The organism is Streptomyces sp. R44, assembly GCF_041053105.1.
Classification (GTDB): Bacteria; Actinomycetota; Actinomycetes; order Streptomycetales; family Streptomycetaceae; genus Streptomyces.
On record NZ_CP163444.1, the window covers coordinates 7,228,309 to 7,246,730 of the forward strand.

Here is an 18,422-nt window from a genome sequence, read left to right on the forward strand (position 1 = left end):
GACCCCGGAAGCACCGGCGCGGCAGACTCCTTTTGGTCACCTTCGGTACGACTGCACAGGGTTGGTCATGGGATCACCTGAATCGCGCGAAGGTTTGCCGAACAAAGGTTCGGTACTCCTCGCCGTCCGCTTCTACGCACGAGAACTGGTCCGCCTCCGATGGCTGGCCGCTCCCGCCCTGCTCCTGCCGGCGCTCGGCAACATCGGCGTCCACTACATCGCCCCGCTCGTCGTCGCCAAGCTCGTCGGCCGCATCGCCGGCGACGGCACCGGCACGGGGCTCGACGCACTGCTTCCGTACGTCCTCGTCTTCGCCGGGGTCCTGCTGCTCGCGGAGGCCCTGACGCGCCTCGGGCTGCACTGCCTCAACCGCGTCGACGCCCGCGGCATCGAGAACCTGTACGTCATCGGCATGGACGAACTCTTCGCCAAGGACGCGGCGTTCTTCCACGACAACTTCGCCGGCTCGCTCACCAAACGCGTCCTCGGTTTCGCCTCCCGCTTCGAGGAGTGCGTCGACACCCTGACCTTCTCCGTCATGGGCAACTTCGTCCCGCTGCTCTTCGCCTCGGTGGTGCTCTGGCAGTACGACCCGCTGCTCGTCGTCGGACTCCTGCTCCTCATCGCCGTCACCGGCGTGGGCGTCGTCCCGCTGATCCGCCGCCGGCAGGCGCTCGTCGCCCAGCGCGAACGGGCGATCGCCCGGGTCTCCGGCCACGTCGCCGACAGCCTCACCAACATGGACACCGTCCGCTCCTTCGGCGCCGAGAAGCGCGAGGCCGCCGAACACCGCTCCCGCGTCGCGGAGTCGCGGAAGCTCACCCTGCGCTCCTGGGACTACGGCAACCTGCGCATCGACACGCTCATCGCCCCGATGTCCATCCTGACGAACGTCCTGGGACTCGTCCTCGCCGTCGCCCTCGGCGGGGGAGAGCACGGCGTGGAGGCCGTCATCGTCGCCTTCACCTACTACGCCAACGCGACCCGGATCATGTTCGAGTTCAACCAGATCTACCGGCGCCTGGAGAGCTCGATGACGGAGGCCGCGCAGTTCACGGAACTCCTCCTCGAAGGGCCGACCGTCCTCGACCCCGAATCCCCGGAACCCCTCAGGCCCGAGGACGCCCGGGTGCGGTTCGAGAAGGTGAGCTTCGCCCACGCGGGCGCGAAGCCGCTCTTCGAGGACCTCGACCTGGACGTGCCCAGCGGCGCGAAGATCGGATTCGTGGGCCGGTCCGGCGGCGGCAAGACCACGCTCACCCGGCTGCTCCTCCGGATGACCGACATCGACGGTGGCCGGATCACCATCGGCGGCCAGGACATCAGCAGGCTCCGGCAGACCGAACTGCGCAGCATGATCGCGTACGTGCCGCAGGACCCCGCCATGTTCCACCGCACCCTCCGGGAGAACATCGCCTTCGCCCGGCCGGACGCCACCGACGCCGAGATCCGGCGCGCGGCCGAGGCGGCACACGTCACCGAGTTCGCGGACGCGCTCCCCGAAGGCTTCGACACCATGGTCGGCGAGCGCGGTGTGAAGCTGTCCGGCGGCCAGCGCCAGCGGGTCGCCCTCGCCCGGGCGATCCTGCGCGACGCGCCGATCCTCCTCCTCGACGAGGCGACCAGCGCCCTGGACTCCGAGAGCGAGGTCCTCGTCCAGGACGCGCTGTGGAGGCTCATGGACGGACGGACCGCGCTCGTGGTGGCCCACCGGCTGTCCACGGTGGCCACGATGGACCGGCTCGTCGTCCTCGACCGCGGACGGATCGTCGAGCAGGGCACCCACCAGGAGCTGCTCACCGCCGAGGGCGCGTACGCGAGGCTGTGGCAGCACCAGTCGGGCGGCTTCCTCGACGACAGCCCGGCGGGGGCGGTCGTGCTCTGACGGAGGACCTCGCGGGAGCCGGTGTGCAGGCCCCCGCGGGGGTCGGTGCGCGCCGCCCCCGCGGGGTTGTCCACAGGTTGTCGCGGGCGGGGCCGGGGTGTCGGTGCGGGCGGCTAGGCTTCAGAAATGGTCCTTTCCGACGCCTCTGCCGCTCCTGACGCCACCGCCGAGATCTCCGACGCCGCTCGGGTGCTCCACCGTGTCTTCGGCTACAGCTCCTTCCGCGGGGAGCAGCAGGAGATCATCGAGCAGGTCGTCGGCGGCGGCGACGCGCTCGTCCTGATGCCGACGGGCGGCGGCAAGTCGCTCTGCTACCAGATCCCGGCCCTGGTCAGAGCGGGCACGGGCGTCGTGATCTCGCCCCTCATCGCCCTCATGCAGGACCAGGTGGACGCACTGCGGGCCCTCGGCGTGCGGGCCGGCTTCCTGAACTCGACCCAGGACCCGTACGAGCGGCAGGCCGTCGAGCAGGCGTTCCTGGCGGACGAGCTGGACCTGCTCTACCTGGCCCCGGAGCGGCTGCGCACGGAGGGCACCCAGCGGCTGCTCGACCGGGCCACGGTGTCGCTCTTCGCGATCGACGAGGCACACTGCGTCGCCCAGTGGGGCCACGACTTCCGGCCCGACTACCTCGCCCTCTCCATGCTCCACGAGCGGTGGCCGAAGGTGCCGCGGATCGCGCTGACGGCGACGGCCACCGAGGCCACCCACGCCGAGATCGCGAAGCGGCTCGGCCTGGAGGACGCCCGGCACTTCGTCGCCGGCTTCGACCGGCCGAACATCCAGTACCGCATCGTCCCGAAGAACAACCCGCTCAAGCAGCTCCTGGAGCTGATCAGGACCGAGCACGACGGGGACGCCGGCGTCGTCTACTGCCTGTCGCGGGCCTCGGTGGAGAAGACGGCGGCCGCCCTCGTGGAGCAGGGCATCGACGCCGTCCCGTACCACGCCGGCATGGACGCCCGGGCGCGCGCGGCGAACCAGGCCCGCTTCCTGCGGGAGGACGGGGTCGTCGTCGTGGCGACCATCGCCTTCGGCATGGGCATCGACAAGCCGGACGTACGGTTCGTGGCCCATCTCGACCTGCCCAAGTCGGTCGAGGGCTACTACCAGGAGACCGGCCGCGCCGGCCGTGACGGGGAGCCGGCCACGGCCTGGCTGGCGTACGGCCTCCAGGACGTCGTCCAGCAGCGCAAGATGATCGACGGCTCCGAGGGCGACGAGACGCACCGCCGCTCCCTGGCCATGCACCTGGACGCCATGCTCGCCCTCTGCGAGACCGTCGACTGCCGCCGTGTGCGGCTCCTGGAGTACTTCGGCCAGTCCGGCAAGCCGTGCGGGAACTGTGACACCTGCCTGACGCCCGGAGAGTCCTGGGACGGGACCGTCGCCGCGCAGAAGCTGCTGTCCACGGTGTGGCGGCTCGCCAAGGAGCGGCGCCAGAAGTTCGGCGCCGGGCAGATCATCGACATCCTCCAGGGCAAGAAGACGGCCAAGGTCATCCAGTTCGACCACGACCAGCTGTCGGTGTTCGGCGTCGGGTCGGACCTGGGCACTGCCGAGTGGCGCGGGGTCGTGCGCCAGCTCCTCGCGCAGCGGCTGCTCGCGGTGGAGGGCGACTACGGGACGCTCGTGCTGACCGAGGACAGCGGCGAGGTCCTCGGCGGACGCCGCCAGGTCCCGATGCGCAAGGAGAAGGCGGCCGCCCCCGCCCGCAAGGAGTCCGGGGCCCGCGCCGGCAAGGGCGCCCGCGTGCCGGTCGATCTTCCCGCGGCCGCCGCGCCGGTCTTCGAGGCCCTCCGTGCCTGGCGGGCCGCGACGGCCCGCGAGCAGGGCGTGCCGGCGTACGTCGTCTTCCACGACGCGACGCTGCGCGAGATCGCGACCCGGATGCCCACCACCGTCGAGGAGCTCGGCACCGTCGGCGGCGTCGGCGAGGCCAAGCTCACCAAGTACGCCGAGGGCGTCCTCGACACTCTCGCCCAGGCCGGCGGCGCCGGCACGGGCACGGCATCCGCATCGGCGGCTCCGGCTTCCCCGCCCGCCGCTGCCCCTGCCGCTGTCCCCGCCGCTGCCCCTGCCGCGCCGCCGGAGTACGACGCCGGGCCGTCCTACGACGAGGAGCCGCCGTTCGACCCGGACGAGTTCGAACCGCCGTGGGACAAGGACGAGTAGCCCGGGGCACCCCGCTGTGACGGAGGCCGTGACGGAGAGATCCGGCACGGCCTCCGTTCCTGTCTCCACGGGCTCCGGAGGTGGCTCTGACCTGCTGTGACGGCCGGGTATCCTGCTCTCCGTCCGATCCAAGCCCCCACCGGGCCCGGTCATGTGAGGATCCCTCAGTCGATGGCGAGTGACAGCCACAGAACCCTGCGGACAGGCGCGGCCCTCGCCGTCACCGCCCTCGCCCTGACCGGGTGTTCGACCGGGAAGCCGACGGGGATCGCCGGGCCGACGCCCGCTGCCGCCGTCGCCCCGCGCTCCGCCGCCGACGCCTCGGCCTGGACGCTGCCCATGCAGGCGTACCACCCGACGACCGAGCAGTCCCGGACCCTCGCCCGCGCGGAGCGGAAGCTGGTCGGCCAGTGCCTCCAGGGGTTCGGGATAGCCTGGAAGCCGGCCCCGGAGCTGCCCGCGATCGGCCCGAGGAACATGCTCGACTGGCGGTACGGCATCCACGACGCCGGGATGTCCGCGAAGTTCGGCTACCAGGTGGACCCGGCCCAACAGGCCCGGTACGACGCGGCGTTGCGCGAAGCCGACGCCCGGCCGCAGCTCTCCGCCGATGCCCAGGTGGTCCTGGGCGGCACCGACCTGCCCGCCGAACTCCTGCAGAACGCCGGCCCCGAGGCCCGGCGCGGTTTCTACGGCGGGCGGAAGATACCGGAGGGCGGCTGCTTCGGCGAGGCCCGCCGGACCCTGGGCGGTTCGGCCCAGGGCGCCTCCCCGCTGGTGCAGCGGCTCACGAACGAGTCGTACCCCGCGTCCATGGCGGACCCGCTGGTGAAAGCGGTGTTCGGACGCTGGTCCGCCTGTATGAAGGCCAAGGGCTTCACGTACCCGGCTCCCATGGCCGCCAACGACGACCCCCGCTTCCGGCCGAGCCCCGGGGGTGCGTCCCGCGCCGAGATCGACACGGCGCTCGCCGACATCGACTGCCGGGCCACGCACCGGGTCGCGGAGACCTGGCACGAAGCGGAGACCCGGATCCAGCGCGCCGCGATCGCGCGCGACGCCACGGTGCTCGCGGCGGACCGCCGCGCCCTCGACACCAGCCTGCGCAAGGCGGCGGACGTCCTCGCCCGCCCCTGACCCTCAGACCTTCTGTCCCTTTTTGTTGCTGTTTCTGCTTCTGTTTCGACGATCACTGTGGAGACCCTTGTGAAGACCTCGACCACCGCACGCCGCGGCCGCCTGCGCACCGCCTTCGTCGCCGCCGCGATGGGCGCCTCCGTCCTCTCCGGCACGGGCATGGCCCACGCGGAGGGCGACCCCACCGCGTACATCACCAGCGACGAGGACACCATCATGTCGAGCCAGAAGTGCGCCGGCTCGTCGGAGGAGTTCCGCTTCCGTCTCTACTACAGCCCCAACTACTCGGGTGCCTGGGTCAACATCGGCCACAACATCTACGACATGCTGGCCCTCAAGATGCCGTACACCACGGCCATGCCGCTCCGCTTCTGCGCCAACACCGGCTCGGGCAGCGGCCAGGTCGCCGGCAACAACGCGGCCTCCGCCTACAACTGGTACGACGGCTACTCCGCCAACGTGTACTACAGCGCCGGCTACAAGGGCGCCTACGACCACGTCGGCAGCCGGTCCGGCGTCTCCACGCTGGTGAACACCCGGAACGACAACCGCTCCATCAACTTCAGCGTCTCCTGGTAGTCGCTCACTCGGGCTGCGGCGTGAGGCGCCGCAGCCCCCTGCGGTCGTAGTAGTGCGTCATGGCGAAGCCGAACGCCAGGGCCAGCACCGTACCGACCGCGATCATGATCCAGCCGCGGGCGAGGCCCGCGTCGGCCCGGGCGTCGAAGTACAGGATGGACCGGACGCCCGAGCTGAGCTGGTGCATCGGCTCGAAGACGCCCAGGAAGCGGTAGAACGCCGGGGTCGCCTCCAGGGGGACGGTCGCCCCTGAGGAGGGGAGGGCCAGCGCGATGAAGACGAACATGGACACGAGCTGGCCGATGCCGCCGAAGGCGGCGTTGATGGCCTGGACGCCCAGGCCGACGGCGACCGTCGCGCAGTAGGAGAAGATCCACAGCATCGGCAGGTGATCGGCGTCCATGCCCAGGACCGTGATCGTGGCGATCATGACGAGCGTGGTGGTCAGAAGCGCGATCCCGGCGGTCATCAGCATCTTCAGGACGAGCGTCTGGGTGCGGCTGATCGGGACGGTCGGCCGGCGGGTGTGCCAGGGGCCGAGCTCGCTGTCGGCGTAGCCGAGCGCGGTGTCGACGCCGGCGTTGACGAGGTTTCCGCCGATGAAGCCGCCCAGGACCAGCAGCAGCGTGTAGTAGAAGGCGGTCAGACCCAGGCCGCTGTGCCGGCCGATCGGATGGCCGACGCGGGTGGTGACCGCGACGGGATCGGTCAGGAGCAGCCGCGTGGTCGGTACGTCGGCGGTGGCCGAGAGCTGCTTTCCGATGGCCAGCGAGGCCTGGTGCGCCGCGCCCTGGTTGATCTGGGCCGCCAGTGACGAGCCCAGGCTGCCGAGACCGGGATTGGTGAGGACGGTGAGGGTCGGGCGGACCGTCGCACGGTTCGTGGTCAGTGCCGCGACGGACGCGGTGAAGTCCTTCGGCACGACGAGGGCGCCGAAGACCTTGCCCGACGCCAGCGCGTCCTGCGCCGCCGCGCTGTCGAGCCGCCGCCAGTCGATGGTGGTCTTCGAGGACCCGACCGCGGCGACCGTGTCGGTGATCTGCTTCCCCAGCGTCTCCGACTGTCCGGGCAGCGGGCGGCCCTCGTCCTCGTCGACCAGGGCGATGGGCAGCCGGTCGAGGTGGTCGCTCGGGCTGAGGATGCCTCCCATGTAGAGGAGCGAGAGGAGCAGCGACACCAGGCAGCACAGGACGGTCGGTACGAGCCACAGCTTGCCGTGCCGTACGAGCGCGGAGGCACGCACCTGAGGGCCGGGGCCGGGCTCGGGCTCGGGCTCCGGGGCGTTCGGGGGGATCGCGGAGGTCATGGGGCCATCGTCGGCGCCCCGGGCCGCGAACCGGGCATTTCGGTCGTCCAGGTGGTGGGTGTGTCGGGCGCCCGGGGCGTGCCGGGGCGATGCGGCCGTGGCCCCACCGCCGGTCCCGCTCCGATTGCGGAGGAGTGGGCGCCGGGTTTGAGTGGGGACGACCCCCTTTCGCGCTTCCAGGAGCTGCCATGTCGATGGCGTTCGGTTCACCCTTCGGTTCGTCGGATCCGTTCAGCGACCTGTTCGACCGCTTCTTCGGCATGTCGCCCGCGTCCTCGCCCCCCGCGGTGCAGCGCGTGCCCATCGGACGGCTGCTGACCGAGTCCGCCCACGAACTGCTGAACACGGCCGCCCGCAAGGCCGACGCGGACGGCAGCTCCGACCTCGACACGGAACACCTGCTGTGGGCGGCGACCCAGGTCGAGCCGACCCGCCGGCTGCTCTCCCAGGGCGGCGTGAACCCCGACAGGCTCGCCGAGCAGCTCGCGGAGGTCCTGCCCCGCGAGTCCGCCGAGCCGTCAGCCGAGCCCGGACTCACCCCGGCCGCCAAGCGGACCCTCGCGACCGCCCATGCCTACTCGCAGGCGGCGGGGGTCTCGTACATCGGCCCCGAGCACATCCTCGGCGCCCTCCTCGGCGACACCGCCTCCGGCGCCTCCCGCTTCCTGCGGGCGGAGGACCTGGACGCGAAGAAGCTGCGCGGCCTCACCGACCAGGCGGCCCGCCCGGAGCAGGGCGGCGCCCCCGCCGCCGCGAAACAGCCGGCCACGACCCTCGACGAGTACGGCCGCGACCTGACGGAGGAGGCGAAGGCGGGGAAGCTCGACCCGGTCGTCGGGCGGGCCGAGGAGATCGAGCAGACCATCGAGATCCTCTCCCGCCGCTCCAAGAACAACCCCGTGCTCATCGGCGAGCCCGGCGTCGGCAAGACCGCCATCGTGGAGGGCCTGGCCCAGCGGATCGTGGCGGGCGAGGTGCCCGACACCCTGAAGGACAAGCGGGTCGTGTCGCTCGACCTGTCCGGGATGGTGGCGGGCGCGCAGTACCGGGGGCAGTTCGAGGAACGCCTGAAGAAGGTCATCGAGGACGTCCAGCAGGCCGAGGGGGAGATCATCCTCTTCATCGACGAGCTGCACACCGTCGTCGGCGCGGGCGCCACCGGCGAGGGCTCGATGGACGCGGGCAACATGCTCAAGCCCGCCCTCGCCCGCGGCGAACTGCACGTCGTGGGCGCCACCACCATCGACGAGTACCGCAAGCACATCGAGAAGGACGCCGCGCTCGAACGCCGCTTCCAGCCCGTCCTCATCCCGGAGCCGACCGTCGAGGAGACCGTGCAGATCCTCGAAGGACTCCGTGACGCGTACGAGGCCCACCACCAGGTCCGCTTCGCCGACGGCGCCCTCGCGGCGGCCGCGGAGCTCTCCGACCGCTACATCAGCGACCGGTTCCTGCCCGACAAGGCCATCGACCTGATGGACCAGGCCGGCGCGCGCGTACGGCTTCGCAGCGGCGGCCGCTCCACCGAGGTCGTCAGCCGCGAGGACAGGCTCGCGAAGCTGCGCCGGGAGAAGGACCAGGCCGTCGCCGCCGAGGACTTCGAGAGGGCCAAGGAGCTCAAGGAGCAGATCGCCGAGGTCGACGGGGAGCTCGCCGGGATCGAGGAGCGCCGCGAGGGCGTCGTCTCGGTCACGGCCGCCGACATCGCCGACATCGTCTCCCGCCGTACCGGCATCCCCGTCTCACAGCTCACCGCCGGCGAGAAGGAGAAGCTGCTCAGGCTGGAGGAGGAGATGCACGCCCGGATCGTCGGCCAGGACGAGGCGGTCACCGCGGTCTCCGAGGCCGTGCGCCGCAACCGGGCGGGCATGGGCGACCCGAACCGCCCCGTCGGCTCCTTCCTCTTCCTGGGGCCCACGGGCGTCGGCAAGACGGAACTCGCCAAGACCCTCGCCGAGCTGCTCTTCGGCGCCGAGGACCGCATGATCCGCTTCGACATGAGCGAGTTCCAGGAGAAGCACACCGTCGCCCGGCTCGTCGGCGCGCCTCCCGGCTACGTCGGTTACGAGGAGGCCGGCCAGCTCACCGAGAAGGTCCGGCGCCACCCGTACAGCGTCGTGCTCTTCGACGAGATCGAGAAGGGGCACCCCGACGTCTTCAACACGCTGCTCCAGATCCTCGACGACGGGCGCCTCACGGACGGCCAGGGCCGCACGGTCGACTTCCGGCACTGCGTCGTCATCATGACGTCCAACATCGGCGCCCACCGCATCCTCGCCCACGAGGGCGACGCGGCCGAGCTGAAGGACGAACTGATGGAGGACCTGCGGGGACGGTTCCTGCCCGAGTTCCTCAACCGCATCGACGACATCATCGTCTTCCACAGCCTCACCGAGGAGGACCTGTCGGAGATCGTCGACCACCTCCTCGACCGCAGCAAGCACCGCGTCCGCGCGCAGGGCATCACCCTGGAGGTCACCGAAGCGGCGAAGAAGCTCCTCGTCGCCCACGGCTACCAGCCGGCGTTCGGCGCCCGGCCGCTGCGCCGCACGATCCAGACGGAGCTCGACAACCGCGTCGCGTCCCTGCTGCTCAGCGGCGAGGCCGATCCCGGCGACACGATCGTCGCGGACGTCGTCGAGGACTCGCTGCACTGTACGGTCCGCAAGCACGAGGCCGCGGAGAGCGGCGCCGCGGCGGCCTGACGGCCGCCGTCCACGAACGGGGAACGGGGCCGTCCCGAGCGGTCCCGTTCCCTCCTCTCCTCACCGCGGTACGGAGTCTCCCGGGAGGCGGTCCAGGGCGGCGGCGACATCGGTGCGGCCCGCGACCTCCCTCAGCGCCCGGGCCATCACGGACTCCGGCTCCCGCACGACCGTCACCAGACCGACCGGTACCGACCGCGCCGGCTCGGTCATCGGCACCGCCCGCATGCCGTGCGGCACCCCGAAGACGTGCAGCCAGGCGTGCGGCACGATGCCCGCCCAGTGGCCGGTCCGCACATGCGCGAAGAGCGCCGCCACCGAGTCCGTCTCCACCCGCGGCGAGGGCCGCACCCCGGCCTCGGCGAACACCTCGTCGAGGACCTGGCGCCCCTGCATGGTGCCGTTCAGCAGACAGAGCGGCAGCCGCGAGGCCTCCGCCCAGGTCGCCGTCGTCCGGTGCGCCGGGGCGTCGGCGGCGCCGGTGAGGAGCACGTACCGCTCCTCGTACAGCGACACCGCCCGGACGTTCTCCGGGAGCCCCTTGTGCAGATACGTCACCCCGGCGTCGATCTCGAAGTCCCGCAGCTGCCGGAGGACGTCCTCCGACCGCAGGTCCGTCGCCACCTCCACGGTCACCAGCGGATGCGCCAGACAGAACGGCTCCGTGAGGAGTGCGACGGCGCCCGACGCGGTCGGCACCGAACCGATCCGTATCCGGCCGCTCAGACCCGTGCGCAGGGCACCGACCTCGCTCTTCATGGCATCACGGTCGGCCAGGAGCCGCTGCGCCCACACCACGATGCGCTCGCCCTCGGGCGTGAGGCCCTCGTACCGGCGGCCGCGCAGGACCAGCGGGACGCCGAGCTCGTCCTCCAGCTTCCGGATCGCCTCGGAGAGGGCGGGCTGGGAGACGTGGCAGGCCTGGGCGGCGCGGGCGAAGTGGCGCTCCCGCGAGAGGGACACCAGGTACTCGAGTTGACGGAACAGCACGTCACGGGTCTACCCGACCGCCCGCCGCGACGCCAGTCGCCACCACCGTCACCCCGAGCCCAGGCGCTCGCCCTCCAGCCGGTCGTCGCCGCAGTACACGTTCATCGAGGTCCCACGCAGGAAGCCGACCAGGGTGAGACCGCTCTCCGCGGCGAGGTCCACGGCCAGCGAGGAGGGCGCGGACACGGCCGCGAGCAGCGGGATCCCGGCCATCACCGCCTTCTGCACCAGCTCGAAGGAGGCCCGGCCGCTCACCAACAGCACCGTCCCGCGCAGCGGCAGGAGACCCGAGCGCAGGGCGTGCCCGACGACCTTGTCGACGGCGTTGTGCCGGCCGACGTCCTCCCGCAGGCACAGCAGCTCGCCCTCGGCCGAGAACAGTCCGGCCGCGTGCAGCCCGCCGGTGCTGTCGAAGACCTTCTGGGCCGCCCGCAGCCGGTCGGGGAGGGCCGACAGGACTGCGAGGCCGACGCGCAGCGGGTCCTCGGCGACGGACCAGGCGGCCGTCGTCCGGACCGCGTCGAGGCTCGCCTTGCCGCACAGACCGCAGGAGGAGGTCGTGTAGAAGTTCCGCTCCAGGGAGGCGTCGGGGGCGGGCACCCCGGGGGCGAGGACGACGTCCACCACGTTGTACGTGTTGCCTCCGTCGGAGGTGGCGCCCGCGCAGTACCGGATCCCGGCGACGTCCCCGGCGGAGCGCACCACGCCCTCGCTCACCAGGAATCCGGCCGCCAGGTCGAAGTCGTCGCCCGGGGTCCGCATCGTCACGGTCAGCGGGCGCCCGCCGACCCGGATCTCCATCGGCTCCTCGGCGGCCAGGGTGTCGGGGCGGTACGCCGACGCGCCCTCCCGGACGCGCAGCACGCGCCGCCGCCGGGTCACGCGTCCCATGCCCGGCTCCTCTCCGCCGCGGGGGTACGGGCCGGTTCCAGGCGGATCAGGACGCCCTTGGACGTCGGGCAGTTGCTGATGTCGGCGACGCTGTCCAGCGGCACCAGGACGTTGGTCTCGGGATAGTAGGCCGCCGCGGAACCCCGGCTCGCAGGGTACGCGACCACCCGGAAGCCCTCCGCGCGCCGCTCCCGCCCGTCGTGCCAGACGCTCACCAGGTCCACGAGCTCGCGGTCGGCGAGGCCGAGGGCTTCGAGGTCGGCCGGGTTGACGAGGACGACCCGGCGGGCGTCGTGGATGCCGCGGTAGCGGTCGTTCGGCGCGTACCAGACGGTGTTCCACTGGTCGTGCGAGCGCAGGGTCTGCAGCAGCAGGTGTCCCTCGGGGACGTGCGGCATCGTGAACGCGTTGCGGGTGAAGACGGCCTTGCCGCTCGGGGTGCGGAAGACCCCGTGGTTCACCGGGTTGGGCAGGTGGAAGCCGCCCGGCCGGGCCACGCGCGCGTTGAAGTCCTCGAAGCCGGGCACGACCCGGGAGATCCGGTCCCGGACGGTGCCGTAGTCGCGCTCGAACTCCTCCCAGGGGAGGGCCGGTTCGTCCCCGAGGGTCCTGCGGGCCAGCCGCGCGACGATCGCGACCTCGCTGAGCAGGTCGGGGGAGGCCGGCGGCAGCTTGCCCCGGGAGGCGTGGACGTCGCTCATGGAGTCCTCGACGGTCACGAACTGCTCGACGCCGTCCTGCACGTCACGGTCGCTGCGGCCGAGCGTCGGCAGGATCAGGGCGGTCTCGCCGCAGACCGTGTGGGAGCGGTTGAGCTTGGTGGAGACGTGCGCGGTGAGCCGGCAGCCCCGCATCGCCTCCTCGGTGACCGCGCTGTCGGGGGTGGCCCGTACGAAGTTCCCGGCGACGCCCAGGAAGACCTTCGCGCGCCCCTCGCGCATGGCACGGATGGCGTTCACCGCGTCCAGGCCGTGGTGGGTCGGCGGGGTGAAGCCGAACTCGCGCTCCAGGGCGTCGAGGAAGGCCTGCGGCATCCGCTCCCACACGCCCATCGTGCGGTCGCCCTGGACGTTGCTGTGGCCGCGCACCGGGCAGACGCCCGCGCCGGGCCTGCCGATGTTGCCGCGGGCCATCAGGAAGTTGACGATCTCGCGGATCGTGGGCACGCCGTGCTTGTGCTGGGTGACGCCCATCGCCCAGCACACGATGATCCGCTCGCTCGCGAGGACCCGCTCGAAGAGCTCCTGGATCTCCCCGCGGTCGAGGCCGGTCGCCGCCAGGATGTCGTCCCAGGAGACCTTCCGGGCGTGCTCGGCGAAGTCGGCGAAGCCGATGCTGTGCGTACGGATGAACGCGTGGTCGAGCACGGTGCCGGGCGCGGCGTCCTCGGCCTCCAGGAGCAGCCGGTTCAGAGCCTGGAAGAGGGCGAGGTCGCCGCCGGCCCGGATGTGCAGGAACTGGTCGGCGATCGGCGTGCCGCGGCCGATGATCCCCCGGGCCTTCTGCGGGTGCTTGAAGCGCATGAGCCCGGCCTCGGGCAGCGTGTTGACGGCCACGACCCGTCCGCCGTTCCGCTTGGTCTCCTCCAGGGCCGACAGCATCCGGGGGTGGTTGGTGCCCGGGTTCTGCCCGACGACGAACACCAGGTCCGAGTGGTGGATGTCGTCGAGGGAGACACTGCCCTTGCCGATGCCCAGCGTCTCCGACAGGGCGGAACCGCTGGACTCGTGGCACATGTTGGAGCAGTCCGGCAGGTTGTTCGTGCCGTAGGCGCGCGCGAAGAGCTGGAGGAGGAACGCGGCCTCGTTGTTCAGCCGGCCGGAGACGTAGAAGAGGGCCTCGTCGGGGGAGCCGAGGGCCGTGAGCTCGTCGGCGAGCAGACCGAACGCCTCGTCCCAGCCGATCGGCTCGTAATGCGTCGCACCGGGCCGCTTCACCATCGGCTCGGTGAGCCGGCCCTGCTGATTGAGCCAGTAGTCGGACATGCCGTCGAGTTCCGCGATCGAGTGCTCGCGGAAGAAGTCCCGGGTGACGCGCCGCGAGGTCGCCTCGTCGTTGATGTGCTTGGCGCCGTTCTCGCAGTACTCGTTCCTGTGGCGCTTGCCCGGCGCGGGCTCCGGCCAGGCACAGCCCGGGCAGTCGATGCCCTCGGGCTGGTTGATGTTGAGCAGGGTCAGCGCGGTGCGCCGCGGGGACGTCTGGCCCAGCGAGTACTCCAGCGCGTGCGTCACGGCGGGAAGCCCCGTCGCCCACGTCTTCGGCGGGGTGACCTTCAGGTCGTCGACCGGGTCCTCGATGCCGCTCATGCTCTGGTCCGCCTCGTTTCCTCGCGCCTGTCGGATTCTCGCCGCATTGCAGATTCGACCCGTTCCGGAGCGAAGTCAAAGAGATGTTTTCGATGAGCTGATAGGCGAGATCTATCGACCGCCTTTCCGGAAATGCTTCTTTGACTTTCGAAAGGAATTCCCCGAGGGTGATCGGGTCATGAATTCCAGTCGTCGGCGCCCGTCGGACGGACCGCGGCGCGGCGCCGCCCGTCTGGGGCGCGCGCTGTCCCCGAGGGGCGCTCTCGCCCTGCAGAGCGTGGACGGCGCCCTCTCCTTCGCCGTGCGGGCCGCGCTCGCCATGGCGCTGCCCGCGCTGCCGATGGCGCTCGCCGGCCATGCCGACCTGGCCGTCTACACGATGCTGGGCTCCTTCACCACCACGTTCGGCCGGAATCTGCCGTACGCGCGCCGCGCCCGCGTGCTCGCCGTCGTCGCCGTGGCGATGACCGCGTGCGTGGGCTGCGGCGCGGCGCTCGCCGCCTGGGCCCACCCCCGGGACGGGGGAGCGGGCGCCGCCGTGACGGTCGCGGCCACGGCCCTGGTGGCCGGTCTCGCCAAGTTCTCCTGCGACGCGGCCCGGCTCGGCGGACTCGGCGCGGTGCTGCTGCTGTTCTCCTTCGCGGTGGCGGCCAACGGCGCCTCGGCCCCCGCCGACGTCCTGCCGCAGGCCGGCCTCGCCGCGTGCGGCGCTGCCGTCGCCTGGGTCCTCGCCCTGGCCGGCCGGCTCGTGCACCCGGACCGCCCGCAACGGCTCGCCGTCGCCGCCGCCCTGCGCGAGCTCGCCGATCTGTGGGACGCGAGCGGCACCGGGCAGGGCGCCCGGCCCTTGCGGCACCGGGCGACCGCCGCCGTCCTCCAGGCGTACCGCACGCTCGGCGTCCTGCCGCCGTCGGGCGCCGACCGGGCCGGCCGGGGCGACACCTGCGTCCGGCTCACCGACCTCTCCTGGTCACTGCTCGTCGGTTCCGCCCGCCGCGCGCCCGACGACCCCACCGGCCTGGCCCGGGCGCTGCGCCGCCAGGTCCGGCTGCTCCTCAGCCGCCGGCGGCGGGCCCCGCGCCTGCTGCCCGAGCTCGCGCTCCCCGTCCTGATCGCCCAGGCCGGCATGCTCGCCCGCCCGGGGGCGACCGGTCCGGGGCAGGGGACTTCGGCCCCGACCACCCTGCGCGCCACCGAACTCCGGGCCGCCGCCCTGGTGACGGGACCGGCCCACGGCCGCACGGCCGTCCTCCTCGTGCCCGCCCTGCGGATGGTCCTCGGCACCGGCATCGCGGGCGGGGCGGCCCTCCTCCTGGGCCTCGGGCACGGCTACTGGGCGGCGATCTCCGCCGCCGCCGTCCTCCACTCGATCAACGTCCGGACGGCGGCCCAGCGGGCCGTCCAGCGCACCCTGGGCACGGTCGCGGGCCTCCTGCTCGCCCTCGGCGTCCTCGCGCTCGGCCCCGAGCCGGTGGCGCTCGTCCTCGTGATCGTGCTGTTCGAGTTCCTCCTGGAGTACGTCGTCGCCCGCAACTACGGTCTCGGCGTCGTCTTCCTCACCCCGCTGGCCCTGCTCCTGACCGACCTGGCCGCACCCGCCCCGGCCGGTGCGCTCGTGCAGGACCGGGCGCTGAGCAGCGTGCTCGGGGTCGGCGTCGCGCTCGCCTGCGCGCTGATGGTGGTCCACGACCGTGCGGCGGTACGGGCGGAGCGCGCGCTCTCCGCCTGCGCGGCGGCCTCGGAGCAGGCCGAACGGGCCCTGCGCGACGGGGCCGTGCGGTCGTTCCCGCTCGTCCAGACGCGGCTCGCGGCGGCCGCGGTGGAGCTGCGGGAGGCGGACGACGCCGCGGCGGGCGAGCTGTGGCCGGCGGAGATCGACCCCACCGAGCTCGCCACCGCGGAACGGCGCGCCTACCTCCTCCTGGACCGGCTCGTCCGCCAGGGATGACCGGGCGTCAGGAAGCGGCTTCGATGGTCACCTTGACGTGCTTCATGATCGGCTGGTCGCTCTGGGTGCTGTAGTCGCCCAGGGCGCACAGCACGTTCATCTCCGGCATGTACCCGGCGGCGCAGCCGCGCGGGATGTCGTACGGCACGGCGAGGTAGCCCTTCAGATGCCGCCGGCTGCCGTCCTTCGCGGTGCTCGTGATGTCCACGTGGCCCATGTCGGCGATCCCGCGCTCGCGCATGTCCGCCCGGTTCATGAAGACCAGCGTGCGGCAGTTCTTGATGCCCCGGTAGCGGTCGTTGTCGGAGTAGATGGTGGTGTTCCACTGGTCGTGGGAGCGCATGGTGCCGAGTGCCAGGGTGCCGGGGGCGGGCACCACGTCGGGCAGCTCCGCGCTGGAGAACTCGGCGCGCCCGGACGGGGTGAGGAAGACCAGTTCGCGGGCGGGCTGCTTGATGCGGAAGCCGAGCGGCAGCCGCACGCGCCGGTTGAAGTCCTCGAAGCCGTCGAGCGCCCGGGCCATGGTGTCCCGGATGCGGTCGTAGTCCTCGATGTACCACTCCCAGGGGGTGGCGCTGTCGGGCAGCGCGGCGCGCGCCATGCCGGCGACGACGGCCGGCTCGGAGAGCAGGTGCGGCGAGGCGGGCTTCTTCATGCCGACGGACAGGTGCACCATGCTCATCGAGTCCTCGACGGAGGTGCTCTGGACGCCCTTGCGCTGGTGGTCCTTCTCGGTCCGGCCGAGGCAGGGGAGGATGAGCGCCTGCCGGCCGTGGACGACGTGACTGCGGTTCAGCTTGGTGCTGACCTGCACGGTGAGCTCGCAGGCGCGCAGCGCCGCGTAGGTGTACGGGGTGTCGGGGGCCGCGAGCGCGAAGTTGCCGCCCATGCCGACGAAGACGGTGATCTCGCCGTCGTGCATCGCCTTGATGCTCGCGACGGTGTCCTTGCCGTGCGCGCGCGGCGGTTCGATCGCGCAGACCTCGGCGAGCCGGTCGAGGAAGTCCGCGCTGGGGCGGTGGTCGATGCCGCAGGTGCGGTTGCCCTGGACGTTGCTGTGGCCGCGCACGGGGGAGGGGCCCGCGCCCTCCCGGCCGAGGTTGCCGCGGAGCAGCAGCAGGTTGACGATCTCCCGTACGGTGTCGACGCCGTGCTCGTGCTGGGTGATGCCGAGACACCAGCTGACGATGGAGCGGTCGGCCTCCCCGTACACGCGCGCGGCCTTGAGGATGTCGGCACGGCTCAGCCCGGACTGCCGTTCGAGCTCCTCCCACGGGGTGGCCTCGCACAGGGCGCGGTACTCCTCGAAGCCGGAGGTGTGCCGCTCGATGAACTCCCGGTCGAGGGCCTTCGGGTCGGTCGCCGACTGCTCCAGGATCGCCTTCGCCATGCCCCGTACGAGCGCCATGTCGCCGCCGATGCGCGGCTGGAGGTTCAGGGTGCTGGTCCTGGTGGTCTTGAAGAGGGCCATGTCCGTGAAGTCGTGCGGGACGATGGTGCGGGTGGCGGCCGCCTCGACGAGCGGGTTGACGTGCACGATCTGTGCGCCGCGGTGGTGGGCCTCGGCGAGGGCGGTGAGCATCCGGGGCGCGTTCGACGCGGCGTTCACGCCGAAGATGAACAGCGCGTCGGCGGTCTCCCAGTCCTGGAGGTCGACCGTGCCCTTGCCGGTGCCCAGGGAGGCCTGGAGGGCGCGGCCGCTGGCCTCGTGGCACATGTTGGAGCAGTCGGGCAGGTTGTTCGTGCCCAGCTCGCGGGCCATCAGCTGGTAGAGGAACGTGGCCTCGTTGCCGAGCCGGCCGGACGTGTAGAACGCGGCCCGGTTCGGGTCGTCGAGGCCGCGCAGGGTCCGGCCGACGAGCTCGAAGGCGTCCTTCCAGCTGATCGGCACGTAGTGGTCCGACTCCGGGTCGTAGACCATCGGTTCGGTGAGGCGGCCCTCGTTCTCCAGGTCGTAGTCGCTCCACCCGGCCAGCTCGGTCACCGAGTGGGCGGCGAAGAACTCGCGTCCGACCCGCTTGCGGGTCATCTCCCAGGTGACGTGCTTGATGCCGTTCTCGCAGATGTCCAGGTGGAGGCCCTTGGTGTCGTCGGGCCAGGCGCAGCCGGGACAGTCGAAGCCGGTGTTCTCGTGGTTCATCCGCATGATCGCGCGCGGTCCGTCGACGAGCGCGCCCTCGCGCACGAGGAAGCTCGTCACGCTCTTCGCGGCGCCCCAGCCGGCGGCCGGGTGGTGGTACGGGCGGAATTCCGGTTCGCCCTCGGGGGTCGGACCCACCCGCGGTTCGCGTTCGTCCTGGGCGGTCGTCTCGTCCTGGTCGGTACTCAAGGCGCTTCACCCTCTCGCCCTGCGGACGCATGGGCATGGTGGGACAAAAGAACCCCTTCGGGCAGGCTAAGCCCACCGTCCGGCGCCTGCCACCCGCCCCGGAGGGCGGCGGTGCGCCGGGCTGCGTACCGGATCATGCGCACCTACGCTGGCGCTGTCCCTTTCATCGCT

The 18,422-nt window shown here is 72.0% G+C and carries 11 protein-coding genes; 6 read left to right on the forward strand and 5 right to left on the reverse strand.

Annotated elements, in window-relative coordinates:
* The first annotated feature begins 67 nt into the window (after positions 1 to 67).
* From AB5J54_RS33705 to AB5J54_RS33720, 4 genes are all read left to right on the forward strand, one after another.
* Positions 68 to 1,885, forward strand: coding sequence for an ABC transporter ATP-binding protein (locus tag AB5J54_RS33705; RefSeq protein WP_369147707.1), 1,818 nt, complete (start codon positions 68 to 70; stop codon positions 1,883 to 1,885).
* 126 nt (positions 1,886 to 2,011) lie between these two features.
* The gene (recQ, locus tag AB5J54_RS33710) at positions 2,012 to 4,060 is read left to right on the forward strand and encodes a DNA helicase RecQ (protein ID WP_369147708.1); all 2,049 of its coding nucleotides are present in this window, start codon (positions 2,012 to 2,014) and stop codon (positions 4,058 to 4,060) included.
* Positions 4,061 to 4,231: 171 nt separating this feature from the next.
* Complete coding sequence (locus tag AB5J54_RS33715; RefSeq protein ID WP_369147709.1) at positions 4,232 to 5,197, forward strand: hypothetical protein; 966 nt, start codon at positions 4,232 to 4,234, stop codon at positions 5,195 to 5,197.
* 69 nt (positions 5,198 to 5,266) lie between these two features.
* Positions 5,267 to 5,776 (forward strand): hypothetical protein, encoded by a 510-nt coding sequence (locus AB5J54_RS33720; protein ID WP_369147710.1) that lies wholly within the window; start codon positions 5,267 to 5,269, stop codon positions 5,774 to 5,776.
* 4 nt (positions 5,777 to 5,780) lie between these two features.
* Here AB5J54_RS33720 and AB5J54_RS33725 read toward each other — a convergent pair whose 3' ends face one another.
* A complete protein-coding gene (locus AB5J54_RS33725; protein ID WP_369147711.1) occupies positions 5,781 to 7,082 on the reverse strand; it encodes a YhgE/Pip domain-containing protein in 1,302 nt (433 codons plus the stop codon).
* Positions 7,083 to 7,270: 188 nt separating this feature from the next.
* Between AB5J54_RS33725 and AB5J54_RS33730 the strand changes: the two genes are divergently transcribed.
* Positions 7,271 to 9,787, forward strand: coding sequence for an ATP-dependent Clp protease ATP-binding subunit (locus AB5J54_RS33730; protein WP_369147712.1), 2,517 nt, complete (start codon positions 7,271 to 7,273; stop codon positions 9,785 to 9,787).
* Positions 9,788 to 9,847: 60 nt separating this feature from the next.
* Here the strand turns inward: AB5J54_RS33730 and AB5J54_RS33735 are convergent, their stop codons facing one another.
* Genes AB5J54_RS33735 through AB5J54_RS33745 form a run of 3 tightly spaced genes read right to left on the reverse strand, consistent with a single transcriptional unit; the run spans position 9,848 to position 13,974 of the window.
* The gene (locus AB5J54_RS33735; protein ID WP_369147713.1) at positions 9,848 to 10,777 is read right to left on the reverse strand and encodes a LysR family transcriptional regulator; all 930 of its coding nucleotides are present in this window, start codon (positions 10,775 to 10,777) and stop codon (positions 9,848 to 9,850) included.
* Between the two features lie 48 nt (positions 10,778 to 10,825).
* A complete protein-coding gene (gene fdhD, locus AB5J54_RS33740; RefSeq protein ID WP_369147714.1) occupies positions 10,826 to 11,668 on the reverse strand; it encodes a formate dehydrogenase accessory sulfurtransferase FdhD in 843 nt (280 codons plus the stop codon).
* Positions 11,656 to 13,974, reverse strand: a complete 2,319-nt coding sequence (locus tag AB5J54_RS33745; protein WP_369147715.1) for an FdhF/YdeP family oxidoreductase — start codon at positions 13,972 to 13,974, stop codon at positions 11,656 to 11,658. The genes fdhD and AB5J54_RS33745 overlap by 13 nt, the downstream gene beginning before the upstream one ends.
* Positions 13,975 to 14,152: 178 nt before the next feature.
* On the opposite strand from AB5J54_RS33745, the gene AB5J54_RS33750 reads away from it, so the two are divergent.
* Complete coding sequence (locus AB5J54_RS33750) at positions 14,153 to 15,922, forward strand: FUSC family protein (RefSeq protein WP_369147716.1); 1,770 nt, start codon at positions 14,153 to 14,155, stop codon at positions 15,920 to 15,922.
* Positions 15,923 to 15,929: 7 nt separating this feature from the next.
* Here AB5J54_RS33750 and AB5J54_RS33755 read toward each other — a convergent pair whose 3' ends face one another.
* Positions 15,930 to 18,251 carry an FdhF/YdeP family oxidoreductase gene (locus AB5J54_RS33755; RefSeq protein ID WP_369147717.1) on the reverse strand — a complete coding sequence of 774 codons (2,322 nt, stop codon included), beginning with the start codon at positions 18,249 to 18,251 and terminating at the stop codon, positions 15,930 to 15,932.
* Positions 18,252 to 18,422 lie beyond the last annotated feature (171 nt).